A 22,514-nucleotide genomic window follows, 5' to 3' on the forward strand; every position below is an offset into this window, starting at 1 on the left:
TCGAGGTCCTCGACGAGGCGGTGATCCTCCCCGAACTCGCCGCCGCCTAGACTAGAACCACTGACCCGCATGGTGTTGAGAAATTCCACCACTCAGCGGGACGTGACCGCACCTGGTCACGTCCCGCTGAGTGGTGGAGTTTCTCGACACCGTGCAGGTCAGTTGTTTTAGTTTAAGCGGCAGCGAGTTCGGGGAGTATCACCGCCTCGTCGACGGCATCGGTTGGGTTGTTCATCGTGGTCAGCTCGTGCATCGAGGCTTCGGAGAAGTAGCGACGCTCGCCGGCTTCCCACTCGTCGTGCTGCTCGATCAGGAATGACCCTGCAAGGCGCAGTAGAGCGGCGGAGTTGGGGAAGACGCCGACGACGTCGGTGCGGCGTTTGATCTCCTTGTTGACCCGTTCCAACGGGTTTGTCGACCAGATCTGTCGCCAGTGACGCCGTGGGAACGCGGCGAAAGCGAGCGGATCGGGCTGGGCATCGGTGAGCATCGCCGCGACTTTGGGGTGGGATCGGCTGAGCATGGTGGTGACCTCACGAAACTGCTTCTCGATGTGCTCTCGGTCGGGCTGGGCGAAGATGGTGCGGATGATCGAGGCGACCATCTCCTGCGATCCTTTCGGCACGACGGCGAGGACGTTGCGCATGAAGTGGACCCGGCATCTCTGCCAGCCGGCGCCCTGGAACACGGTCCCGATGGCTTTCTTCAGTCCGGTGTGGGCGTCAGACATGACCAGCTTCACCCCATCCAGACCTCGAGTCTTCAACGACCGCAGGAAGCTGGTCCAGAAGCCTTCGTTCTCGCTGTCGCCGACGTCGAACCCGAGGACTTCCCGGCGGCCGTCGGCGGCGACACCGATCGCGACGACGACGGCCTGGGACACGATCCGGTGCCTGACGCGCGCTTTGCAGTACGTGGCGTCGAGGAACACATACGGGTAGTCCTGCGCGGCGAGGGTCCGGTCGCGGAAATCGGCCACTTCCGCGTCGAGGCCGGCGCAGATTCGGGACACTTCCGACTTGGAGATCCCCGTGTCAGCGCCGAGAGCTTTGACTTGGTCGTCGACTTTCCGGGTCGAGACGCCGTGAACGTAGGCCTCCATCACGACCGCGAACAGGGCTTGGTCCACCCGGCGGCGCCGCTCCAGCAGCGCGGGGAAGAACGACTCGGCGCGCAGCTTCGGGATCTTCAGATCGAGGTCCCCGGCGGTTGTCGACAAGGTCCTCGAGCGGGTGCCGTTTCGGTGCGTGGTGCGGTCGCTGGAGCGTTCGAACGGGGCGGCGCCGATGAAGGCGCTCGCTTCCGCATCGATCAGTTCTTGATACAGGGTTTCGGTCGCGACGCGGATGCGGTCGGTGACATCGGTGAGTTTGAGTTCTCCCAGCAGGTTGAGCAGGGCAGACTGGTTTAGAGCCATCGTGTGGTGTCCTTCGTGAGTTGCTTTAGTCGGTACTCACTGACCATCGCACGATGGCTCCTCACGTCGGCAAAGCAACGCTCAAAGCGGGGAAACCACACCACTCAATGGGACGTGACCCGCGTGGCTCACGCATCAATGTTGCCTAGCGATGCTGTTTGGCCCAGAAGGTGGAAAGATTTTCTTCGAGAACGAAGACGTCAGTATTGTCGGACTTACTAGCTGACGGGTCGCGTTTGGTTCGGCACACGGCAGTATCGGCGACTGAACGGTGTTTACCGCGTCGGCTGAGAATTTCGGCGAAGGGTCAGCCGATGCGGATGAGTTTCTTGTTCACGAATTCGCTTGTGCCGTAGCGTCCGAGTTCGCGTCCGAAGCCGCTTCTTTTCACGCCGCCGAACGGGAGCTCTGCGCTGCCTGCGGCGACGAGGTTGACGTAGACCATGCCGGCTTCGATACGGTCGGCGACTCGCAATGCCTGCTCGGGATCGGTCGTGAAGAGGTAGGAACCAAGCCCGAAGGGAGTGTCATTCGCGAGGGTGACGGCGTCATCCTCGGAGGCTGCTCGGTAGACGAATGCTACGGGTCCGAAGAACTCCTCGTGGTAGGTGTCGTTGTCCCGCGTGACATCGGTGAGCACGGTAGGCGGGTAGAAGGTGCCAGAGCGTGTGCCCGTAGTTGCCAGGGTGGCTCCTTGCGCGACTGCGCGTTCTACCTGCTCCTGGAGATTCTCGGCCGCGCCGAGGGACGAAAGGGGGCCGTAGTCTGCGCCGTGAACGGTCGGGTCACTGGGGGACATTGCCAGAATGGCGGCGGTGAACTTCTCCGTGAACTCATCGTAAAGTTCATCGATCACGATGAAGCGCTTAGCCGCGTCGCAGGCCTGCCCACCGTTGCGTAGACGGCCGGCGACAGCGGCGCTCACTGTCGCGGCCATGTCGTCGGTACTCAGCAGGATGAACGGGTCTGACCCACCAAGTTCCAGCACGACTTTTTTGAGGTGGCGACCGGCCACCTCAGCAACGGCCGCGCCGGCGCCCTCCGAACCGGTAAGAGAGACGCCTTGCACCCTTGGGTCGGCGATGACCGTGGCGACCTGCTCGCTGTCGGCATACACGTTCGTGTAGGCGCCGGCAGGGAATCCTGCATCATGGAAGATTTGCTCTATTGCCGCCGCCGATTCCGGGCACTGCGACGCATGCTTGAGAATGATCGTGTTCCCTGTCATGAGGTTCGGACCGGCGAAGCGCGCAACCTGGTAGTACGGGAAATTCCACGGCATGACGCCAATGAGCACCCCCAGTGAGGTGGAGCGCATGAACGCGGAACCCCCTCCGCCGCGCAGGGTGATTGGTTCGTCCTTCAGAAATTCCTGCGCGTTGTCGGCGTAGTACCGGTAAATGTTGGCGGCATAGTCGACCTCGCCGAGCGCTTCATCGACGGGCTTACCCATCTCGCGTACGATTACGGCCGCCAGCTCCTCGCGGCGTTCTTCATGCAAATCGCCGACCTTCCGAAGGAGTGCAGCTCGCTCGTCGGTCGAAGAGTTCCGAGACCAGCCTTGGTGGGCCTCATCAGCCGATGCGATGACCTGCTGGAGTTGATCATCGGAAATTTGGGGGTATGTTTTGATGGTCTCGCCGGTGGCGGGGTTGATCACGGCAGGGTGGCTCACGAGCCACCTCCTTTCACGGTCGAAATACTGTGCCGGAAATTGTCACGTAATACGAGCCAATCATGTTCGCTGAATTTGTCAAGACGAATCAGACCAGCGGTGTCGTTACGGGCCTTAAATGCACCGACCCACCAGCCCCGCGATGCATCGTTGATGCCGATTTCGCGGGCCACGGTCACTATCGCCCTGCCAGTGTTGATCACGAGCATTACGGCCTCGTCTTTGCACCCAGGAGTGAACTCCCTGCGTGTCCTTCCCATGTGAACATTCTCTCTTGTGAGGTGTCCACTCAATGGGGGCAGGGCCAACTGATCGGCCACGCGCGCGCATCGACGCGTCAGCAATCCACCGACCGACAGCAAGTCGATATCCTCGCCGCTGGCGTCTGGCGTCCGGCGTCTGGCGTCTGGCGTCTGGCGTCTGGCGTCTGGCGTCCGGCGTGATGACGTCTACGTCGACCATGGGTTCTCAGGAGCTCGCACATCACGGCCCTTCTTCGATCGTGCGCTTGACGCCCTCAAGGCGGGCGATACTCTCGTCATCACGGCTCTGGACCGGCTCGGGTGATCGACGCAGAACATGCTCGCTTTCGCCGAAGAGCTCTGCGCCCGCGGTGGCGGCCTGAGGGTGCTCAACCCGGGCGGCGACGACGTCGATACCGCGACACCGATGGGGTCCATGCTATTCACGATCATGGCGGCGCTCGGGCAAATGGAACACGAAATCAAGTGAGAGCGCGTAGTCGACTCGATCAACAAGCGCCGCGACGCCGGAAAAAATCTGGGCGGGCGACCTCGACTTATTACCGACAGTCAAATCCGAAACGCCCACCGGCTCATAAAAGGTGGAGAGACAGCGGCGCAGGTCGCGGTCGATCTTGGAATGTCCAGAGCGACCTTCTACCGCCGGGCGCGCGTCCTCGGGTTACTGCCAGATCAACCTACTGACGACACTCTGACACCTGCCCGCACTTGCGTTCTCTTGATCGTTTCGCATGGCCGGTAACAGGTGATGACAGAGTCTGACCTCCACGACATTCTGGATAAAACACAGTGGTCAGAGAGCGAGCAAGGGGTACGTTCGCACTAGCAGATCGAAAACTGCTGTGGGCGTACGGCCCGCCGGCGCTGAATGAAATGGAGCAGCACATGGCAACAATTCTCTGGATCATTGCGGTAGTCCTCGTTATTGCAGGCATTGTCGCGTTATTTCGACGCCAGATTCTCTGGGGTATTGTGCTCATCGTCTTGGGACTGTTGATTGGTCCAGGTGGCGTGAGCCTCTTCACCTGAGACTGCGGGTCGAGGAGCCGTTTCGGGGCGTGGCGGAACTCCGGAACGCTTTCGGCGTGAATGATCCACTGACGCTCTTTGCTGTCTGAGGGCTGCATAACGTCGAGGAGGCCAAAGCTTTTCCTGACACTTGCGATCGTCTCGCGGAACGGACCGGCATAGACGGGTCTAATCGAGCCTTCACCACACCCGGGGCTCGACAAAGCCAGATGGACGCGCGGGCGGGAGGGACTGCACCTTTACGAAATCAGAACCCCACTCACGACTTGAAGAAATCCATAGCACCCCCCCCTCAGGTCACAAAGATTTTTAGCGTTGCCCGAGACCCTGCTAGCGGACTCACTCACCACGTCTAGGAAGTGCCTTGTCTACACTTGTCATTCGATCATCCGGGACCGCACCATGACCGCTGCCGAGGCGGGGCCGCGTTCCCTGGGGGACAGTATCGGCGATCATCTGGTTCTCGAACGAGTGGCCACAGGTGACGCACTCGCCCTCAGCACCTTGTATGACGCCTTCACCGCCGAAACCTATGCAATCTGTTGGTTCAAGTTCGTGATGCCATCGTCGGCCGACAGAGCCGTGGTCTGAACGTGGATCTTCATATGGACCCACGCCGCCGCACTCAACAAACAAGCCGGCTCAACGAAATCCATCATCCTGTCCACTACGTGGGCCGTCACCTCGCAGCGCCGCAGAAACCTCTTTCAGATGATTACGCGTAGTGCCTGCTAGTCGACGTGTTCGGGCCGACCATACGCTTCGAGCAGGCGCAGCCAGACCTCGCTGAGTGTCGGATAGCTCGGCACCGCGTGCCATAGCCGGTCGATCGGGACCTCAGCAACGACCGCGATCGTCGCCGAATGCAGGAGCTCGGCGACGTCCTGGCCCACGAAGGTTGCGCCGATCAGCACCTCCCGATCGACATCGACAATCGCCCGGGCGTGACCCACGTAGTCGTCGGCGAGCACCGTGGAACCGCCGAGCGAACTGAGGTCGTAGTCGAGGATGCGCACCCGATACCCTGCCTTCACTGCCGCGGCAGCGGTCAGGCCGACGGATGCGACCTCCGGGTCGGTGAAGGTGACCTGCGGCACCGCGTTGTGGTCGGCTGTGGCAACGTGTGAGCCCCATGGCTTGTCGTCGACCGGGGTGCCTGCTGCGCGAGCGACGATCACGTCACCTACGGCCCGGGCCTGGTACTTGCCCTGGTGGGTGAGCAAGGCCCGGTGGTTGACATCGCCGGCCGCATACAGCCATCCACTGTCTGGTCGCTCGGTGCCGAGTGCGGAGACGGATGCGGGGGACTCACCGACTACCCGCAGGGTGTCGTCGACCGTGAGCCAGTCTCCGTCAATGAGCCCCACGGTGGCAAGCCCGAGACCGCCAGTGTTGGGGACCCGGCCGGTGGCCACCAAAACCTCGTTCGCGATCACGGTGCCGCCGCTGGCGAGGGTCAGCTCCACGTCGCCGGCATCGGTGCGGCGGGCGGCCGTGGGGGAGTCATTAAGGAGCAGTGTCGCGCCGGAATCGCGCAGCGCGGTCGCGACCAGTTCGCCGACGAACGGCTCCGAGCCGCCGAGCAGTCCGCTGCGGGCGATGAGGGTGACGTGTGAGCCGAGAGCCGTATACGCGGTGGCCATCTCGGCGGCAACGACTCCACCGGCGATGATGGCCAAGCTCGTCGGGATCTCCGTTACCGAGGTCGCTTCACGGCTGGTCCACGGTGCGACCTCGGCGAGGCCCGGAACCTCGGGCAGCAGGGCCGCTGACCCGGTGCTGATAACGACGGCGTGGCTCGCGGTCAGCACTCGCGCGCTGCCGTCGGCTGCGGTGACGGTGACCTCGCGCGGGGCGGTCAGGGTGCCGTGCCCGCGCACCAAGTCGATTCCCGCCGATTCGAGCCAGTTCGCCTGACCGGTGTCGGAGTAGTCGTTGACGATGGTGTCGCGGCGCTTCAGGGTCGCTCGCGGGTCGACTCCCGAGGTGACAGCTTCGGCGGCTCCGGGAACGCGCCGGGCGGCGGCGAGGGCGGCGCCGCTGCGCAGCAGCGCTTTCGACGGCATGCATGCCCAGTAGGAGCATTCACCGCCGATCAGGGATCTCTCGACGATCACCGTGCGCAGGCCGCCCTGAGCCGTTCGGTCTGCCACGTTCTCACCAACGGCGCCGGCCCCCAGTACGATGACGTCCCAGGTGTTTGCGTCGGTGGAAGGTGCGGGGGCCTGAATCGTCATCGAATCTCCAGCCGGGTCGGGATCCATGCCAACGGCACGGTTCGAGCAACCTATCCCGAGCGTTCCACAACTGCCACAGCCCGGCGATCAGCCGGCCATTGATCGGTCAAGAATCGAAAGTTAGGCCGCTCGTTTTTTTGAGGCGAACAAACGCGCGGTGAAACGAAACGCACGACGTTGGTAGCGGCAGTGAATCTGCCTACGCGCAAGCGCTGACAGACCGGCTACGCGAGCAAGTACACCAAGTACAGCCTTGCCTGCGTGCCAAGTACGCGATCACGGCACTCTCGCACCGCACAGTATTTTAAATACGTGGGTTGACACTGCCTCCACTAATTGAAACGCCAGTAATCGCGAATTACGGCGCCAAACCGAGCTGTTCGAGCATGCCCTGTTGGTCGCTGCTACCCCAACGCTCGATAAGTTTCCCGTTCTCAAACCGGCTAATTTGCATGCCACGAACCGACATCGTTTTGCCGCTGGCAGCGTGGCCCATCAAAGGTCCTTGATGGGTGCCGGTGAGGATATAAGCGAATGCGACGTCGGTATCGTTGGCCACGAGACGCTCAACTGTGATGTGCAGGTCTGGAAAAGCGGCAATCATCTCGCCAAAGAACGCTTTGTAGCCCTCAGGGCCAGGGCCTTGCCCAGGGGCAGGGTCGTTATCGACTGCATCTTTTGCTACGAGGTTGTCGAGAAGGTCGAGTTTTCCGCTGTTCACGACGTCACCAAACTTCTGCTGGGCTGCGATATTCATTTCTTGACTCATGTGTTTACTCGCTTCCTAAACATTTACCGCGGATGGGTTTGTATTGGCCACGGGTGATCATATGTCTGCAATTCTTAGAATGAAAAAGGCCGAACTGACCGCGTCCGATATCGAACACATGTCTGGGGTGGTTAGCTACGTGAAGCGGCACAGGGCACGGGGCACAGATTTCGACGCCGAGCACTCACGATGGCGATACTCGTGATGAACTAGGGGAATGACCCACTAAAAACGTAGCGGCAGGGGAACTGCGCGGTCTAGTTCTCCTGCCGCGCACGCCGTAATTTGGACCACAGAAGCTAGGTCACATGGGCCGCTAGGTGTGGCCTATTCGGGCTTGAGGATAACCTTGGTCCACCCGTCGGTGCGGTCGCCGAAGTTCTTGTAGGCATCCGCGGCGTCGCTGAGGGGAATCTCGTGGGAAACGATCCATGATGGCTTGGCTTTGCCCACGGCTATCAAGTCGCGCAATTGCCGATTATATTTTTTCACCGGGCATTGCCCACCGCCAATGTTTTGGCCCTTGAGCCACTGCATGCCATAGTCGATAGCAATCTTGCCCTGCTTGGCATTCTCGTCGAAGCCGCCAGGATCTGCGGGCAGGAAAACACCGACCACACCAATTCCCCCGGTGATGCGCACGGACTGAATCAGCCGATTCAGAGTCATGGCGGGATCTTCGGTGCCCTGTGCGTCGTGGGCCTGATAGCCCACGCATTCACAACCCCGGTCCGCGCCAATACCCTTGGTCTGGTCCAAAACGAACTGAACCGGGTCAGTCTTCGAGTCATCAACGGCGATTGCACCGATCTGCTCGGCGAGGGCAAGCCGGTCTGGGCGGCGATCCACAACCCAGATTTTACTTGCGCCTTTAATCGACGCGGACAGGGCTGCCATCAGCCCGACCGGACCCGCACCGTAAATCACTACTGTGTCACCGGGTATGACGCCAGCCATCTCCGTAGCGTGATAGCCCGTAGGGAAGATGTCCGACAGCATCACGTAATCGTTTTGCTTTTCTACGGCGTCTTCACCCAGGCGCAAGCAGTTGTTATCGCCGTAGGGCACACGCAGCATTTGGGCCTGCCCTCCAGGATACGGTCCCATTCCCGCGAAGCCGTAGGCGGCGCCCGCGCCGAGCGGGTCTGGCTGTGTCGTCATGCAATAGTTGGTGAAACCGCGTTCGCAATTCTTGCAAAACCCGCAAGAAATATTGAACGGCAGCACGACGCGTTCGCCGACTTTTACCTTGTCGACGCCGTTACCGATCTCGATGACCTCGCCCATATTTTCGTGGCCGAACGTGCGTCCAGTCTCAAAATTGGTGCGTCCCTCGTACATGTGTAAATCTGAACCGCAAATATTCGTGGCCGTGATGCGCACGAGAACGTCAGTGGGACGTTCAATCGTGGCATCCGGAACTTCTTCGACGTTGACCTCATTGGGGCCCTTATAAACGACTGCCTTCATTTCTTTTCACTCCCTGATTTTCATGACCGTAAACATGAACGGTCCGTCTTCTTTCGGAGGTGTACAAATTTCAGTGCCGGGGCAACCTCAAGCTGCCCGCAGATTGTACCTGGTTTGTGTCTATCACCGTTCCATGTGCACCACCTCACCGCCACAATGATCGCGACGCCCATACCGGACATCACAGGCCAGTGTCCGTCTCGTACGAACCGACCAGCAGTGTGCAGGCCGGATCAGAAGAAATTGACTGAGCCGAAAATCCTCATCACAAAAAAGCAAAAGCGCAGGGGGCATTACATTCCCAGCTGCTGCGTGCTGGGGAGAGTCAGAAACACGTTCTTCAGAGACGGACATTCTCCAGCGTCAAGGACCACCGCACCCGCACCGAAATTCTGACAAACGTGCTCGTTTGAACAGACTGTGCGGTTCACTTTCACAGAACATGTGCTCGCGATGGCCAACGGACTTGGAGTTTATGTCGCGACCGAGAGAGCCAGTATTTCCCAAACGGTTACCACGTGTTGTGATGTCACGCACCCGGCCGGCGCTGTGGCGAACTTCGGTGTGCGGTGTCCGGACCATTACAAGTCGTAAGCCGGTCTTCCAGCAGCGTCAGGCCTGCACATCTCCGCGCCATCCGACATCGTCGGATCCTTTCGCCTCGATGAACTCCTTAAAGTTCGTGAGGTCTTTCTTGATGGCGTGGTCATCCAGGCTGAGGGCGGCTCCAGCTTTCTCAAACAGCCCTTTGGCCTCCCAATCAAGCTGCACCGTCATACGCGTCTCATTCGCGGCCAACTTATGGAACGTGACAACTCCCGCGTGGTCGACCTGGCCGCCAGTGCTGTTCCAGGCAACACGCTCGTCGGGGTGCTGCTCAGTTATCCGAGCCTCAAACGTGCGCTCCACTCCGCCGATTTTAACCGTCCACTCGGTGAGAGTGTCGGTTACTTGCGTGATGGATTCAACAAAACTCAAAAACTTTGGAAACTCCTCGAATTTTGTCCATTGGTTGTACGCGACGGTAACGGGAACGTTCACATCGACAGTCTCGATGGCGTTGGGCATAATGACCTCCTAATGCGAATTCAACAGATGAAATAGCTTCTGCAACCCCCCTCACCGTACCGAAGGCTAATCCAAGGTCAACTCGGGTAGGGAAAAACTCGCAGGAACGTGCAGGTACCTGTGCGCGGAACCTCAGCAGCGTAAATAAGCGACGGGGCGGGCTAACCGACGGGCGTGGGAGACCCTTCAGAATCTCTCTCGGTCCCCGGGCGAAGGGCGACCAAAATGCGCTGTAGATCGATGACGATCGCGGCCGTGGGGCTGAGCGATGTCGCCTCGGCACCCAACTCTTGCATGCCGTGCAGAATCGCCTCGACTGCTGCTATGGCGGCATCAAAAGGTGCGCCATCATGCGGGCCGTCGTCCGTGGCGCGCAAAGTTACCGCTACCGCGTGCAGGGCATCGCTTAGAACCGGCCGCAGTTCGGGCGGCAGCTCAAGGGGAATCGGTTTACCCCAGATCATGCCCGCAAAAACCTCTGTCAGGTTGCGCACGTGAAAGGTGACGTTCTCCAGAGCCGCAAGGTCCTCATAGTCAACAACAAAATTTCTGCGATTGAACCGAGCGCGGGGGTTACCCTTACGACTCTCGTCGGCGTATTGCACAGCCGACCTGACGTCTCGTGCCGCGTCGGTGAGTGCGGTGCCCCTGGTCGCCCAGAGTTCACGCTCTGGAGGCCAACTCTCGACCAAGGCCACGCCAATATCGCTGAGATGTGTGGCGAGGGTGCCTCGAAAACTGGTCAACCGATCGACAGCCGTGCCGATGGCAAGCGGCGGAAAAATTAGCAGGTTGACTAAAAGCCCGACCACAATTCCCAGACAGACTTGAGCGAGATAACCGACCGAGTAGTCATCGGCCTCCGGGCCGCCGATGATGAGAACGAAAAGAGCAGTCAGGGGTACTTGTTCTCCGCCCACACCCAGCCATCGCATTCCTCCAATAAGAGAGCCGAGACCGATGACCAGCGAGATCGTCCACACGGTGGGCTCGCTCAAGATGAGCACGGCCCCGGCGAGGGCGATTCCTACAGCGAGCCCAGCAAGAGTTTGCAAAGCGCTACGGAGCGAACGCATAAGCGTGGGGTGCATGCTCAGAAGAGCGCCCAACGGCGCGTAATACCGCAATTCCTGAGCATCTCCGGGGAGCAAAGGGGACAGCGTCCAGGCAATCGCCACAGCAACAGCGATCTTGGTGACCTGGAGGAATCGCAGAGGTTGAAGACGACGGCGAACCGACGCCAACCGTGATGCGTTCCACGGAAAAATCGTTCTCGGCATCGTCTGATTCTCTCCTAAAGCAACGGAGAGTTGGAATCCGCTCGCCCGCAGGTTAAGCGCGGATGCTGGCGAGGCGATGGGAAACATCCGACAAGAGAAACACTCCCGCAGCAGGCCGGTACGGAGCTGTGGGATGTTCGGATGAGGTGTCCACTTTTGTTCATGCCGTGTCCGACGCTGCAGCCGTCGCGCGTCTTTCCCCTGGTGTCTTTTTGGGCCGCAACAACGCTGAGATCTCATTTGGTTCATCCGCGGCATTCGTGCAGCGCCGGTCAGTGAGCTGCCGCGGGCATTTTGGACAGCGGAATAAGCAGACTCTTTCAGGCTTTCGCGCGGAGATAGACGTAAACGGTTTCGCGGCTGATCCCAAACTCCCGAGCAAGCACAGACTTCGGCACACCCGCGGCAGCCTTCTCGCGCAGCTCAGCCGCGCGGACCGTGTCCAGCGACGCGGTACGACCGCGGTAGACGCCACGCTTCTTCGCCAGGGCAATTCCCTCGCGCTGGCGTTCACGGATCAAAGACCGCTCAAACTCAGCAAACGCCCCCATAACGTTCAAAAGCAGGTTCGCCATCGCGTTGTCATCGCCCGTGAAGGTGAGCTGCTCTTTCACGAACTCAACCCGGACCTTTTTCGCCGTGAGCCGGCGCACGATCAAGCGAAGGTCATCGAGGTTGCGGGCCAACCGGTCCATGGAGTGCACGAGAACGGTATCGCCGTCGCGAACGAACTTGATCATCTCCTCCAGCTCGGGCCGGTTCTGATTCTTCCCCGACGCCTTATCCTCAAACACCCGATCAACTTCGACGCCAGCAAGCTGACGGATGGTGTTCTGATCTAAAGCGCTCACTCGCACATATCCAACTCGCTGACCCGCCATGAGAATCTCTTACCTGTTCTGTCAGGTTAAAGTCTAAAACCCGGCCACGAGTAGTGTCAACCAATCAGAATTGGACCCTATCCTGACAACATTTGTGGAATTTGGCGCTGTTTGGCGGTGTTCTGCGATCGCTTCGTGTCGCTAGTTGGCGCTGGCCGAGATGCTCTTCCTTCGGGCGGCAATCGCGCGAATAAGAATCGGCACGACCGAAAGGATGACGATCCCGATCAGAACGACGTCGATGTACTTAGCGGCGAAGTCGGTGACGCCGGGAATGTGCGCCAGGCCGAAGCCGAGCAGGATCACCAGAGTCGACCAGATGACACCGCCCAGGACGTTGAAGGTGGTGAACAACCGCCTTGGCATCTTCCCCACTCCCGCTGCCACGGGCGCGAAGGTACGTACGACCGGAACAAAGCGGGCGACTGTCACTGCAGCTGGCCCGAACCTGTCGAAGAAACCCTGAGTTCGCTCCACACTCTTGATGCTGAAGAGCCCGGATTCTCGGCGTTCGAAAATTCGCGGACCGGACTTTCGCCCGATGAAATATCCCATCTGGTCGCCGAGCACTGCAGAGAGCACAATCGCCGGGATGACGAGCCAGAGCGGTTGGCTGATCACGCCGCTGAACGCGAGGACTCCGGTGAAGAAGAGAAGTGTGTCACCGGGGAGGAAGAACCCGATGAGCAGCCCGGTCTCGGCAAAGACGATCGCGCAGACGACGACAAGTCCCCACGCTCCTGCGCCGGCGATAACTGACTGAGGGTCGAGCAAGCCCGACATGGAGAAGGCTGAATGCAACATGATTCCCATGCTCGCCGCCGCACTCTAAGGAAGAGCAAAGAAACTGCCGCGCTTCTGTGAAGAGTCTTAGACAGCTACGTGTTCGCTAGTGCCGACCACTCTTACAGAAGGAGCTCAGCCCATGAACCAGACTGCTCTCGGTGTCGAGCCGATCACACGCCGCATGCTCAATAAAGTGCCCGAGGTCACTCTCATCTTTTGGGTGATCAAGGTCCTCGCCACGACCGTCGGCGAGACCGCCGCAGACTTCCTCAACGTCGACCTCGGACTCGGACTCGCAGTGACGTCGATCATCATGGCCGTGCTGCTCGTCGCCGCGCTGATCGCACAGTTCGAGCTGCGTCGGTATGTACCCGCGGTCTACTGGCTCTCCGTCGTGCTCATCAGCGTCGTCGGCACCCTCATCACCGATAATCTGACCGACAACCTCGGCGTACCGCTGTGGATCACCACCGTTGTGTTCGCCGTGGCGCTCGCCATCACCTTCGTCGTCTGGTTCACCTCGGAGAAGACCCTGTCGATCCACTCGATCTTCACCACCCGACGCGAGACTTTCTACTGGCTCGCAGTGCTGTTCACCTTCGCCCTAGGTACCGCCGCCGAAGACCTGGTCGTCGAGAGCCTGAACCTCGGGTTCCTCGTCGCTCTGCTCGTATTCGCCGGAGCGATCGCGCTCGTCGCCGTGGCCTATTTCGTCTTCCACCTCAACGCAGTCCTGGCGTTCTGGATCGCCTACATCCTCACCCGTCCGCTCGGCGCATCAACCGGCGACCTTCTCTCGCAGCCAACTGCAGACGGCGGCCTCGGCCTCGGCACGACCGGCACGAGCGCACTGTTCCTCGCGGTCATTCTCGCGCTGGTCATCGTGCTGTCGGTCCGGAACAAGAGGTCAGATGATGCGGTCGTAACGAGCGCGTAGTCGGTGGAGAGTGTCCGGGCTACGTTCGTTGCGTGCGGACACTACCCGACTGTGCCGGGCAGCACGTATTCCTGGATCTCGCTGCGGTGTGTACCGTACTCGGCGACCGCCATGTAACCGAGCGTCTCGAGGGCGAGCGCGTCGGCGTCGTGTGCGCCGGCGGGACCGGCGTACTCGACGAGCCATACCCGTTCGACACCGTCGAGCCTGCCGTGGGCGGCGGCGTCGTGCACGTCGTAGGCGGTGTCGTACCAGCTGGTTCCTGCGTCGTAGGCGAAGTCGAGCGTGACGTCTCGCAGACCGGCGAAATCGGCGGGGTAGAGGTGCATCGCGAGCCGAGGGCGCCTAGACGGACGCACTGACTCGTCGAACGCGATCGCGTCGCCCGGCGAAGCATGGGCAGCGATCGTGGCACCAATATCGGCGAAGTCGCTGTTGTTCTTGGCATTCGACCCGCGTTGAGAGATCCAGACCGGAGCCGCGCAGAGCACAACGGCGAGCAGTAGGGCGGCCAGCGGCCTTGTGCGTCCGCGCACTGCCCGGTCGAGTCCGATAGCCATTAGGATCGCTGCCGCGGGGGCGGAGCAGGAGAGGTAGCGGGCCGCGTAGACGGGTACGACCGGGTTGCTGCCGATGAGGATGACGGCGGGGACGATCAGCCAGGATGCGGCGACGACGTCGAGCCGCGGCTTCCGGAATTGTCCTTTCAAGCCGGCCAGTGTGTTGGAGCGCCAGACGACGACTGCTGCGGCGAGGGCGCAGCCGATGAGTGCCCACGCGGCCGTAGCGAAGAGGGGCTGCCCGAACCAGAGCGACACGGCGAGCTTCGGGAACGTGATTTCGTCGCGGTGGCCCAGGAAGGCAATTTGTTTGCGCTCGAGCAACGCCCAGATGAAGACTGGTGTGGCGGCGATGAGCGCGGCCGCCACGCTCCCGACCCAGCGTGTCAGGAAAGCCTTGTCGGTGCGGACGGTCAGAAGGATCACGGCATGAGCGACCACGATCAAGGCCACGTAGAGAAACAGATATATGCCGACCGCGAGAAGAGCGGCATACGCGATCCACCAGCGCCGGCCCGGGTTGTGACGGTGCACGAGGTCGAGAAGAAGTGCGGTGAGCCAGGCCACGACCGCTGCGGCGAAGGCCGACGAACGGGCTTCGGCACCCATGTAGGTGACGCGGGGGACGACCGCGCAGATGATCCCGGCGGCGATCGCGATGCGAGTGGAGGCTAGCCTTCGGGCGATCAGCATGACCGCGGCGACCGTGGCTCCGACGGCGAGTGCGCTCGGCAGCCGCACTGAGAACGGTGAGGCGCCGAACAGGCCGAGCCAGAAGTGCAGGCCGACGTAGTAGGTGCCGTGCACGGCATCGACAGTGCCGAGCATGGCGATCAGGCTGGGCAGGCTGCGTGTGGCGGACATGACGCTCGCCGCCTCGTCGCCCCAGAGCGATGGAATCCAGGATCCCGCGAGGGAGACGATCGCAGCGGCGGACGCGACGAGAGCGACGACCCGCACGAACCCGTGGGATTGCGGCGCGGGCGTCCCGATGACGGGGCGGGACGTGGGCAGTTGCTTCGCCATGGGACCAGCCCACATCCACCGCTCTCAGATGCGGCTAAGAATCGGCGCTGTCTCACCCGCGGGACGGTGAACGAAATCGCTGTGCCGGCGTCAGAGCTGTCGACGACGTCGACCGACCCGCCGTAGCGCACAGCGATTTCGCGCACGAGTGCCAAGCCGATTCCGAAACCCGTCTTCGCATCGCCGCCTCCGTCGACGGCCGCCCCAGAATGGGCGAACCGGTCGAACACGTGGGCGGGATCGATGCCCTGGATTCCGGGCCCGTGATCGCGAACCACGACCGTGACGCTTTTGTGAGTCGCCACGACCTGAACGGACACCGTGGATCCGGGCGGTGAGAACCGGAGGGCATTATCGACCAGCGCCACCGTGCACCGAGTGATGCTGGAAGGGGGCACGTAGGAGTGCGCGGAGGCGGGCGCGTCGAGTTCGACCGAGATCTGCTTCGCGGAGGCGATGAGCGACATCCGGTGCACCGCCAGGTCGACCGCGGCGACGACGTCGGCGGACTGGTCCTCGGTCGGCGCGATCCCGCCGACTTCGGCCGACTCCAGCAGGTCGTTGACGATCTGGATCAACGACTTCGCATCCTGCCGCAGTTCAGCCACGAGTTGCGTCGACGGGTCATTTTCGGGAAGCGCCCGTTGCAGGATTTGGATTCTCGCGTCGAGGACAGCGAGCGGTGTTCTCAGTTCGTGGCTCGCGTCGGCGACGAACGCCCGTTGGATCCGCAGCGCCTCGCCAAGAGGCTGCACGGCCCGGCGGGTGACGAGCCAACTCATCACGCCAGCGAGCACGATCAGCACGACCCCGAGAGCGGACGCCGCACGCAGAAGATCCACGGCATAACTCGACAAGGCTCTCCTCTCGGCCGACCGGACCGGCGATCAGCTCGTCGTGACTAAACTCGACCGGCTCGGCAGGTCGCTGGAAAACCTCATCGATCTATCGAACACCCTCCAGGAGCGCGGCGTTGATCTGGTGGTCTTGGATCAGGGCATCGACACGTCCAGCATCACCGGGCGGATGTTCTTCCAGATCCTTGGCTCGATTGCCGAGTTTGAACATGCCCTGATGTCTGAACGCACCCGCGATGGGCTGGCCGCGGCCCGTGCCCGGGGACGGACCGGCGGGCAGAAACCCAAGCTCGGGCCTCGCCAGGTCAGACTGGCCCGCGACATGTATGAGGAGAAAGACGCCGACGGCAAACGGGCCCACACCGTCCAGCACATCGCCGAGGAATTCGGAGTCACTCGCCCCACGATCTACCGGCACCTGGCCAAGCCATGAGCCTCGAACGTCCGATGCGGCACGAGTTAGCAGCTCATCAATCTTGAGCAGCGACATGCCCGTTGGGGCGTAGTTCTTCCTGCGTTGTCAACCGCTTCTGCTCAAGGACGTTGAGATGTTGTGCAGAGGAGTATGAAAAACCAGTGTTCACACTCGCCTGCACAACCTTGAAATCTCAAGGGCTGGTGTGCAGACGACTTCGAAAAATGACAGGAACCCGCCGCGGTGAGAATGCTTATCTCGATGTCAGGGGCGCGGGCGCGTCCCCATTGGGGCTCGTCGATCACCGGTGGTGATCTGGCGGTTCGGCGGGGGAGGGACGATGATGGGCGGACGGGCCCTGGGGGAGGGTGATGGGTTTCCTCGTGATGCGGCTGTGTGTGATCAACTCTTTGTAGGCCGTTTCAGCACAGGAAACCGGCCAAGTTAGCGGCAGGTTTCCTGCCAAAAGAGCGATAAAAATCAGGCCAGGCAATCCCCCCTCCACGACGGTGGTTTTTGGGGATGGCGCAGAGATTGAGATCACCGGTGGCCGCGGCCCTCTTCAGCGAGCTGGAGACAGGGGCCCGCCACCCCAGATAGGTTCCTAAAAGGCGTGTCTACTGCCAAGCGGTCGCGCCGGAAGGAACCAGGAAGCAGATGACGGTACCCATGTCCGTGCAAGAAAATATCAGAACACTCGATGCCCACGGAATCGCGGCCCGGGAAATCGCCCGCCGGTTGGGGATCAACCGCGACGCGGTGGTCAAGTACACCAAGCAACAGGATTTTTCGCCAAAGCCACCGGCGCGCGTGTCCCGGCCCGCTGGTTCGGTCTTGACCGGGTTCGAAGACACCATTGAGCTGTGGCTGGGCGAGGACCAGCGCCGGCCGCGCAAGCAACGCCACACCGCCAAACGGGTCTTTGACCGCCTCGTCGTCGAGGAGCGCTACACCGGCAGCTACTCCCCGGTGCAACGCTTCGTCAGGAAATGGAATGCCCAACACCGCCAGGCCGGGGAAGGCTTCACCGAACTGGTCTGGCCGGCCGGGACCGCGCAGGTCGATTTCGGCCAGGCCGAGGCCATCATCGCCGGGGTCCGGCAGATCCTGCACATCTTCGTCGTCACGTTCCCGTTCTCGAACATGCGCTTCGTGCAGGCCTACCGCGGCGAAACGGCCGAGTGTGTCTGCCACGGCTTGCGCACAGTGTTCGACCTCATCGGCGCAGCTCCCCGGCATCTGGTGACCGAATATGTTCCGCGGAACATATTCGGGCAGGACGTAGGTCGGGGCGCCCTCGATGATGCGGAACGTGCGTTCCAACGCGGCGAACACCGTTGGAGCCGTTCGGTCCCGCAACGCGATCACGACCCGAAACCGGGACCAGGCCAACCAGGCGATGAACAACACCGTCTTCTTCCCCTCGATGACGGGGCCGTCGCCGAAGTCGTGCTGCAACCACATGCCTGGTTCCGTGATCCACGGCCGGTGCACCCGCACCCGGCCGAACCGATACGCGACCCGCACCTGCGCGACCGCGCGCCGCGTCGAGCGTTCCGCGCCCGTGTAACCCAGCCCGCGGAGCTTGTCGTGCGCGATATCGGCGCGGATCTTCCCGAGGGACTTCTCCATCCATTCCTCGATCTTGGGCAGGAACGCGTCGGTGACGCGGCCCCGATACGTCGGGTCCGCGACCGGTTTACCCGCGTCGCGCGCGGCGACATGCCGGGCGACGGTGTGGTGCGAGCAGCCGGTGAGCTCGGCCGTGGCGCGCAATGACTCGGTCAGATCGTAAGCAGCGAGTATTTCCACGATTTCTCCGTCAAACTTCATTCAGGGCCTCTTCCTGGGCGAATTGATGCGTCTTAGACACCGCAATCAAACCCCAGGAGGAGGCTCGCGCCGCTTAAGCGGTCGGGTTCAGAAAAGGAAGTGGGCAGATCTCATGGCCACCAACGGGCAGTTCTGCTGGCCGTCAGTGGGCAGTTCCATGGCCGCTTGGGTTCTAGTGATCGTCGCAACACTCACCATTCTGAGAGTTGCAACGCCCATGCTCGAGACCCCGAACCCGCCGTTACCGCGCAGGACCTACCGCGAAGCCGAGAGGACCGCGTTCCTCGACGCGTTCGAACGCCTCGGCAAGGTCAGCCTCGCAGCCCGAGAGGTCGGGCTTCATCCCGCCAGCTGTTACAAGTGGCTTGTCGATGCCGGCTTTGACGCTAAGAAACACAGCCGGGCCCGACGCGCGGAGTACTTCCGACTCCGTCAGCCCGGCACCGCCCGCGCCGACGCAGCCCGACAGACCGGGCTGAACATTCGCACCGCGATCGACTGGGACCAGGGAATCGAACACGCCAGCAACCGTCGGGTGTACCCCGACGGCCGCGTCGTCGACTACAACAAGGAAGTGCCTGTTCTCAGCGAAGCCCGTCAACGTCTGCTGCTTCCCCTGGTCGAGAGGCAGCTGGACCCGCGGTACCTGTCGCTCGTCGACCGGGAAAAGATCCGCGACCTCGCGGCCACCGGGGCATCGATCCGATCCATCGCACAGAGCATGCTCAGGGCGCCTTCGACGATCAGTCGGGAGCTGCGCCGTAACCGCACCGACACGGGCAGCTACGAGCCCTACGCAGCCCACCGCGCGGCCGCTGAGCGCCGAACCCGCCCCAAGGACATCAAGCTGGTCGAAGGCTCACGATTGCGCGACTGCGTGCAGAAAAAAAGCTACAGACCCGCTGGTCTCCCGAGCAAATCTGCCACGCTTTGATCAAGGAGTATCCCGATGATCAGGAGATGCGAGTGTCACCCGAGACGGTCTACCAAGCCCTATACCTGCAATCCCGGGGCGGGCTGAAGAAGGAAGTCCAGGCTGCGCTGCGCACCGGACGCACCCGCCGGAAAGCGCAGAACACCGGACAAGCCCGCAGGAATAGATTCGCCGATCCCATGATCATGATCGCTGACCGGCCACCCGAAATTGAAGACCGCGCCGTTCCCGGCCACTGGGAAGGAGACCTCATCACCGGCATGCTGAACCAGTCCGCGATCGGCACCCTGGTCGAGCGGACCACCCGGTATGTGATGCTGGTGCACCTGCCCGACAACCACGCCGCCGAAGCCGTCAGAGACGGCCTCGTGGCCGCCATCGGCACCCTCCCGGAACACCTCCGCGGCTCGCTGACCTGGGACCAAGGATCCGAGATGGCGACCCACAGATCGTTCACCACAGCCACGGACATGCCCGTGTATTTCTGCGACCCGGCGAGCCCCTGGCAACGCGGCTCCAACGAAAACGCCAACGGTCTACTCCGGCAATATTTCCCGAAAAGCACCGACCTCTCCGCCTACGGACTGGAAGATCTGGAGCACGTAGCCCAGGAACTCAACAGTCGTCCTCGCAAAACACTCGCTTGGGACACCCCAGCCGAGCGAATCCGTGATCTACTAATCCCGGCCTAATCCACCGCAGTGTTGCAACGACTGCTAGAAACCGCCCCCGGAGTGGGGAATTTCAGTGAGCAGAACTGAGGAATTTCAGTGAGCGCCGTCACGGCGGTGACGTCGACACGGCAACGCCTATGGGTTCCATGCTGTTCACGATCATGGCCGCACTCGGTCAGATGGAACATGAAATCAAGCGAGAACGTGTAATCGACTCGATCGTCAAACGCCGGGACGCCGGGAAGAACCTAGGCGGCCGTCCGCGCTCCATCACCGACAGCCAAATCCGCCACGCCCGCAGCCTCATAGGGCACGGTGAGATAGCGGCCGAGGTCGCGCGCAATCTCGGCATGTCTAGAGCGACCTTCTATCGCCGGGCGCGCGCCCTGGGTCTCCTGCCGGATTAGGAAGCGCCTGACGCTCGATAGCGCCAACCGGCCCGCGTGGACGTCGATCAGGGCCGCTCAGGCTCCAATCGAGACAGGCCGGCCTGGCCCGCGCTCTCGCTGCGTCACTCGATCGCGGAACTAGCAGAGCTGTTCACGGTCGGTCGAGCGACGGTCTACCGGGCGATTAAGCGTAGGGCTGCCGTTGACGTTTCGCGAGGCGCATAACCCCCGGCTATGTACGCTGAGCGCGTCAGGAACGGCTGGGATGGCCATGACCCACCCTCAACCTCGAGACCCCAGCCAACCGGCTGAACCAACTGCTACTCGCAGCATAAAACCCCGCGTTGCCCCGACCGCTTGACTTTGCCGCCTGGCTACTCCTGCCAAGTCTCAGCGAGGGCGGATGCGGGCACGGGTCGTCCGAGGAAATAGCCCTGGACCTGGTCGCATCCGAGGCGTCGAAGGTGCTCGAGCTGCTCGGCGGTCTCCACTCCCTCGGCGACGCAGGTCATATCTAGTGCGTGCGCGAGTGCGATAACTGCCGAGACAAGGACTTCGTCACGGGCATTCGTTGTGAGACCGGCAACGAAGGATCGGTCGATTTTGAGCTCTTTTGCCGGAAGATAGCGAAGATAGGCCAGGGACGAATAGCCGGTTCCAAAATCGTCGATGGACAGCCCGACTCCGGCGGCAGCAAGTCCTTTAACTGTGGCTTGCATGCGCGACTCGTCCGCCATGAATGCCGTTTCGGTCATCTCCAGCAGGAGATCGGACGGCGCGAGATGATGTTTGGTCAGAAGCTGTCGCACGAGACCGACGAGGTTTGGGTTAGCCAGCTGGAAGGGTGAAACGTTGACGGAGACGGTGAGCTTGGCAGGAAACCGGTTCGATTGCCTCCATTCACTTAATTGCCGCAATGCCTCGTCTATCACCCAGTCTCCGATTCGGAGTATCAGTCCCGTGCTTTCGGCAGCCGGAATGAACTCATCCGGGGGGACCATTCCGCGACCAGGTCGGTTCCACCGAACGAGGGCTTCGAATCCATGGAGGGCGCCGTCGAAGGCGTTGTAGATAGGTTGGAAATTGAGTATAAATTCCTCACGATCCAGAGCCTTGCGCAGAGCCTGCTCCAATTCGAGGAAGTGCAATGCCCGGCTGCTGTATCCCTGCTCGAAGAGGGAGGCTTGGTTCCCTCCCTGGCTCTTTGCGCGCTGCATGGCGGAGTCGACTTCGTGCATTATGTCGATCGAGTTCTGCCGGCGGGTGACGCTGGTGATGCCTACGGAAACGGACAACTGCAGCTCGACCCCGTTCAGGACGGCGGGTCTGTCGAAGGACTGCACGATGCGGTCGCCGATCGCGATGGCGCTTTGGGCATCGTTTGCATCCATGCACAGGATAAGGAATTCATCGCTGCCCACCCTGGCGGCGGTGTCTTCGGGCTGAAGGGCCGCGGTGATTTGCTGCGCTGCATACCGTAAGACCTCATCTCCGACGTCATGGCCCAGGGAGTTGTTCACGACGCTGAATCGGTCCAGATCGACGAGGAGCAAGGCTGACTCGTGCCCGATTTCTTGCCGATAAAACAGCTCTTCAGCGCGCTTCATGAACTGGGAGCTGTTTAACAGCCCCGTCACAGAATCGTTCACCAGGAAGGCTGAGGCGTTAGCGCCGTGTCGGGCAGCATCGTTGCCCATTATTGGGTGCCCATCAGATTTGGTTCCGTTTCGTCTACGGGGGCCTTGTCCTGGTGGCGGCGGGATGGGGTTTGCTTCGTCCAGTGGTAGACGGTTTCTCGAGTGTCGCGATTCAGCCACATTCCGGCGACGGCCGTGCCGCTGTCGTCAAGTGGGTCGACGAGCAGGACGGGGAGTTCACCGGTCTGGTTCAGTCGCAGCGTGATGCGTTCGACGGCCGCGGAATCTGCGGGATGCAATTCAACCTGAATCAGTTTGCTGGAATTCATCGATTGCCTTCAATCTTCAATGTAGGGATGCACCGGCCTTTTTGGTGC

18 protein-coding genes and 5 pseudogenes are annotated in these 22,514 nt (G+C 61.4%); 8 read left to right on the forward strand and 15 right to left on the reverse strand.

What is annotated here, in order from left to right:
• Positions 1-172: 172 nt before the first annotated feature.
• The 3 genes from E3T61_RS20840 to E3T61_RS20850 form a co-directional block, all read right to left on the reverse strand.
• The gene (locus tag E3T61_RS20840) at positions 173-1,417 is read right to left on the reverse strand and encodes an IS256 family transposase (protein ID WP_134642753.1); all 1,245 of its coding nucleotides are present in this window, start codon (positions 1,415-1,417) and stop codon (positions 173-175) included.
• A gap of 307 nt (positions 1,418-1,724) precedes the next feature.
• Entirely contained in the window at positions 1,725-3,092 is a 1,368-nt protein-coding gene (locus tag E3T61_RS20845) for an NAD-dependent succinate-semialdehyde dehydrogenase (RefSeq protein WP_134642754.1), read from the reverse strand.
• The gene (locus E3T61_RS20850; RefSeq protein WP_134642755.1) at positions 3,089-3,352 is read right to left on the reverse strand and encodes a transposase; all 264 of its coding nucleotides are present in this window, start codon (positions 3,350-3,352) and stop codon (positions 3,089-3,091) included. Before E3T61_RS20850 ends, E3T61_RS20845 begins: the two co-directional genes overlap by 4 nt.
• A gap of 21 nt (positions 3,353-3,373) precedes the next feature.
• On the opposite strand from E3T61_RS20850, the pseudogene E3T61_RS22435 reads away from it, so the two are divergent.
• The 3 genes and pseudogenes from E3T61_RS22435 (at position 3,374) to E3T61_RS20860 (ending at position 4,975) form a co-directional block, all read left to right on the forward strand.
• Positions 3,374-4,097: pseudogene (locus tag E3T61_RS22435) on the forward strand (recombinase family protein).
• A gap of 143 nt (positions 4,098-4,240) precedes the next feature.
• Entirely contained in the window at positions 4,241-4,384 is a 144-nt protein-coding gene (locus E3T61_RS22030; protein WP_166793346.1) for a GPGG-motif small membrane protein, read from the forward strand.
• Between the two features lie 402 nt (positions 4,385-4,786).
• Positions 4,787-4,975 (forward strand): hypothetical protein, encoded by a 189-nt coding sequence (locus E3T61_RS20860; RefSeq protein WP_134642756.1) that lies wholly within the window; start codon positions 4,787-4,789, stop codon positions 4,973-4,975.
• A gap of 140 nt (positions 4,976-5,115) precedes the next feature.
• On the opposite strand, the gene E3T61_RS20865 is transcribed toward E3T61_RS20860, so the two are convergent.
• Complete coding sequence (locus E3T61_RS20865; RefSeq protein ID WP_134642757.1) at positions 5,116-6,621, reverse strand: dihydrolipoyl dehydrogenase family protein; 1,506 nt, start codon at positions 6,619-6,621, stop codon at positions 5,116-5,118.
• 358 nt (positions 6,622-6,979) lie between these two features.
• Positions 6,980-7,378, reverse strand: coding sequence for an ester cyclase (locus tag E3T61_RS20870; protein WP_198418741.1), 399 nt, complete (start codon positions 7,376-7,378; stop codon positions 6,980-6,982).
• Positions 7,379-7,433: 55 nt separating this feature from the next.
• Between E3T61_RS20870 and E3T61_RS22740 the strand changes: the two genes are divergently transcribed.
• Positions 7,434-7,595 (forward strand): DUF3140 domain-containing protein, encoded by a 162-nt coding sequence (locus tag E3T61_RS22740; protein ID WP_420898511.1) that lies wholly within the window; start codon positions 7,434-7,436, stop codon positions 7,593-7,595.
• A 122-nt stretch (positions 7,596-7,717) separates the two neighbouring features.
• Here the strand turns inward: E3T61_RS22740 and E3T61_RS20880 are convergent, their stop codons facing one another.
• The 5 genes from E3T61_RS20880 to E3T61_RS20900 all read right to left on the reverse strand — a co-directional run bounded on the left by E3T61_RS20880 (position 7,718) and on the right by E3T61_RS20900 (position 12,893).
• On the reverse strand, positions 7,718-8,860 hold the full coding sequence (locus E3T61_RS20880; RefSeq protein WP_134642760.1) for a glutathione-independent formaldehyde dehydrogenase: 1,143 nt from the start codon (positions 8,858-8,860) through the stop codon (positions 7,718-7,720).
• Between the two features lie 612 nt (positions 8,861-9,472).
• Complete coding sequence (locus E3T61_RS20885; protein ID WP_134642761.1) at positions 9,473-9,928, reverse strand: SRPBCC family protein; 456 nt, start codon at positions 9,926-9,928, stop codon at positions 9,473-9,475.
• A 161-nt stretch (positions 9,929-10,089) separates the two neighbouring features.
• Positions 10,090-11,295, reverse strand: a complete 1,206-nt coding sequence (locus E3T61_RS20890; protein ID WP_241992730.1) for an FUSC family protein — start codon at positions 11,293-11,295, stop codon at positions 10,090-10,092.
• A gap of 233 nt (positions 11,296-11,528) precedes the next feature.
• Complete coding sequence (locus E3T61_RS20895; RefSeq protein ID WP_134642762.1) at positions 11,529-12,089, reverse strand: recombinase family protein; 561 nt, start codon at positions 12,087-12,089, stop codon at positions 11,529-11,531.
• A 141-nt stretch (positions 12,090-12,230) separates the two neighbouring features.
• Complete coding sequence (locus tag E3T61_RS20900; protein WP_166793347.1) at positions 12,231-12,893, reverse strand: DedA family protein; 663 nt, start codon at positions 12,891-12,893, stop codon at positions 12,231-12,233.
• A 121-nt stretch (positions 12,894-13,014) separates the two neighbouring features.
• Here E3T61_RS20900 and E3T61_RS20905 point away from each other — a divergent pair, with 121 nt between their 5' ends.
• Entirely contained in the window at positions 13,015-13,812 is a 798-nt protein-coding gene (locus E3T61_RS20905; protein ID WP_134642764.1) for a COG4705 family protein, read from the forward strand.
• A 41-nt stretch (positions 13,813-13,853) separates the two neighbouring features.
• On the opposite strand, the gene E3T61_RS20910 is transcribed toward E3T61_RS20905, so the two are convergent.
• On the reverse strand, positions 13,854-15,236 hold the full coding sequence (locus E3T61_RS20910; RefSeq protein ID WP_166793348.1) for a glycosyltransferase family 39 protein: 1,383 nt from the start codon (positions 15,234-15,236) through the stop codon (positions 13,854-13,856).
• The gene (locus E3T61_RS20915) at positions 15,206-16,204 is read right to left on the reverse strand and encodes a sensor histidine kinase (RefSeq protein ID WP_134642766.1); all 999 of its coding nucleotides are present in this window, start codon (positions 16,202-16,204) and stop codon (positions 15,206-15,208) included. Before E3T61_RS20915 ends, E3T61_RS20910 begins: the two co-directional genes overlap by 31 nt.
• Positions 16,205-16,271: 67 nt before the next feature.
• Here E3T61_RS20915 and E3T61_RS22610 point away from each other — a divergent pair.
• A pseudogene (locus tag E3T61_RS22610) lies at positions 16,272-16,688 on the forward strand (recombinase family protein); the annotation flags it as partial.
• Positions 16,689-17,939: 1,251 nt separating this feature from the next.
• Here the strand turns inward: E3T61_RS22610 and E3T61_RS22615 are convergent.
• Positions 17,940-18,503: pseudogene (locus tag E3T61_RS22615) on the reverse strand (transposase); the annotation flags it as partial.
• A 475-nt stretch (positions 18,504-18,978) separates the two neighbouring features.
• On the opposite strand from E3T61_RS22615, the pseudogene E3T61_RS20930 reads away from it, so the two are divergent.
• A pseudogene (locus E3T61_RS20930) lies at positions 18,979-20,129 on the forward strand (IS30 family transposase).
• Positions 20,130-20,221: 92 nt separating this feature from the next.
• Positions 20,222-20,518, forward strand: a pseudogene (locus tag E3T61_RS20935) (helix-turn-helix domain-containing protein); the annotation flags it as partial.
• Positions 20,519-20,874: 356 nt separating this feature from the next.
• Here E3T61_RS20935 and E3T61_RS20940 read toward each other — a convergent pair.
• Both E3T61_RS20940 and E3T61_RS20945 read right to left on the reverse strand, forming a co-directional pair.
• Positions 20,875-22,197 (reverse strand): putative bifunctional diguanylate cyclase/phosphodiesterase, encoded by a 1,323-nt coding sequence (locus tag E3T61_RS20940; protein ID WP_134642768.1) that lies wholly within the window; start codon positions 22,195-22,197, stop codon positions 20,875-20,877.
• Entirely contained in the window at positions 22,197-22,466 is a 270-nt protein-coding gene (locus E3T61_RS20945) for a hypothetical protein (RefSeq protein ID WP_134642769.1), read from the reverse strand. Before E3T61_RS20945 ends, E3T61_RS20940 begins: the two co-directional genes overlap by 1 nt.
• Positions 22,467-22,514 lie beyond the last annotated feature (48 nt).

Source organism: Cryobacterium lactosi (assembly GCF_004403945.1).
In the GTDB taxonomy this organism is placed as follows: domain Bacteria; phylum Actinomycetota; class Actinomycetes; order Actinomycetales; family Microbacteriaceae; genus Cryobacterium; species Cryobacterium lactosi.

Bases quoted from the DNA above. Each gene is read 5' to 3' on its own strand.
- E3T61_RS20840 (WP_134642753.1), bottom strand. From the start codon at position 1,417: ATGGCTCTAAACCAGTCTGCCCTGCTCAACCTGCTGGGAGAACTCAAA.
- E3T61_RS20850 (WP_134642755.1), bottom strand. From the start codon at position 3,352: ATGGGAAGGACACGCAGGGAGTTCACTCCTGGGTGCAAAGACGAGGCC.
- E3T61_RS22030 (WP_166793346.1), top strand. From the start codon at position 4,241: ATGGCAACAATTCTCTGGATCATTGCGGTAGTCCTCGTTATTGCAGGC.
- E3T61_RS20860 (WP_134642756.1), top strand. From the start codon at position 4,787: ATGACCGCTGCCGAGGCGGGGCCGCGTTCCCTGGGGGACAGTATCGGC.
- E3T61_RS20865 (WP_134642757.1), bottom strand. From the start codon at position 6,621: ATGACGATTCAGGCCCCCGCACCTTCCACCGACGCAAACACCTGGGAC.
- E3T61_RS20870 (WP_198418741.1), bottom strand. From the start codon at position 7,378: ATGAATATCGCAGCCCAGCAGAAGTTTGGTGACGTCGTGAACAGCGGA.
- E3T61_RS20880 (WP_134642760.1), bottom strand. From the start codon at position 8,860: ATGAAGGCAGTCGTTTATAAGGGCCCCAATGAGGTCAACGTCGAAGAA.
- E3T61_RS20885 (WP_134642761.1), bottom strand. From the start codon at position 9,928: ATGCCCAACGCCATCGAGACTGTCGATGTGAACGTTCCCGTTACCGTC.
- E3T61_RS20890 (WP_241992730.1), bottom strand. From the start codon at position 11,295: ATGTTTCCCATCGCCTCGCCAGCATCCGCGCTTAACCTGCGGGCGAGC.
- E3T61_RS20895 (WP_134642762.1), bottom strand. From the start codon at position 12,089: ATGGCGGGTCAGCGAGTTGGATATGTGCGAGTGAGCGCTTTAGATCAG.
- E3T61_RS20900 (WP_166793347.1), bottom strand. From the start codon at position 12,893: ATGTTGCATTCAGCCTTCTCCATGTCGGGCTTGCTCGACCCTCAGTCA.
- E3T61_RS20905 (WP_134642764.1), top strand. From the start codon at position 13,015: ATGAACCAGACTGCTCTCGGTGTCGAGCCGATCACACGCCGCATGCTC.
- E3T61_RS20910 (WP_166793348.1), bottom strand. From the start codon at position 15,236: ATGTCCGCCACACGCAGCCTGCCCAGCCTGATCGCCATGCTCGGCACT.
- E3T61_RS20940 (WP_134642768.1), bottom strand. From the start codon at position 22,197: ATGGGCAACGATGCTGCCCGACACGGCGCTAACGCCTCAGCCTTCCTG.
- E3T61_RS20945 (WP_134642769.1), bottom strand. From the start codon at position 22,466: ATGAATTCCAGCAAACTGATTCAGGTTGAATTGCATCCCGCAGATTCC.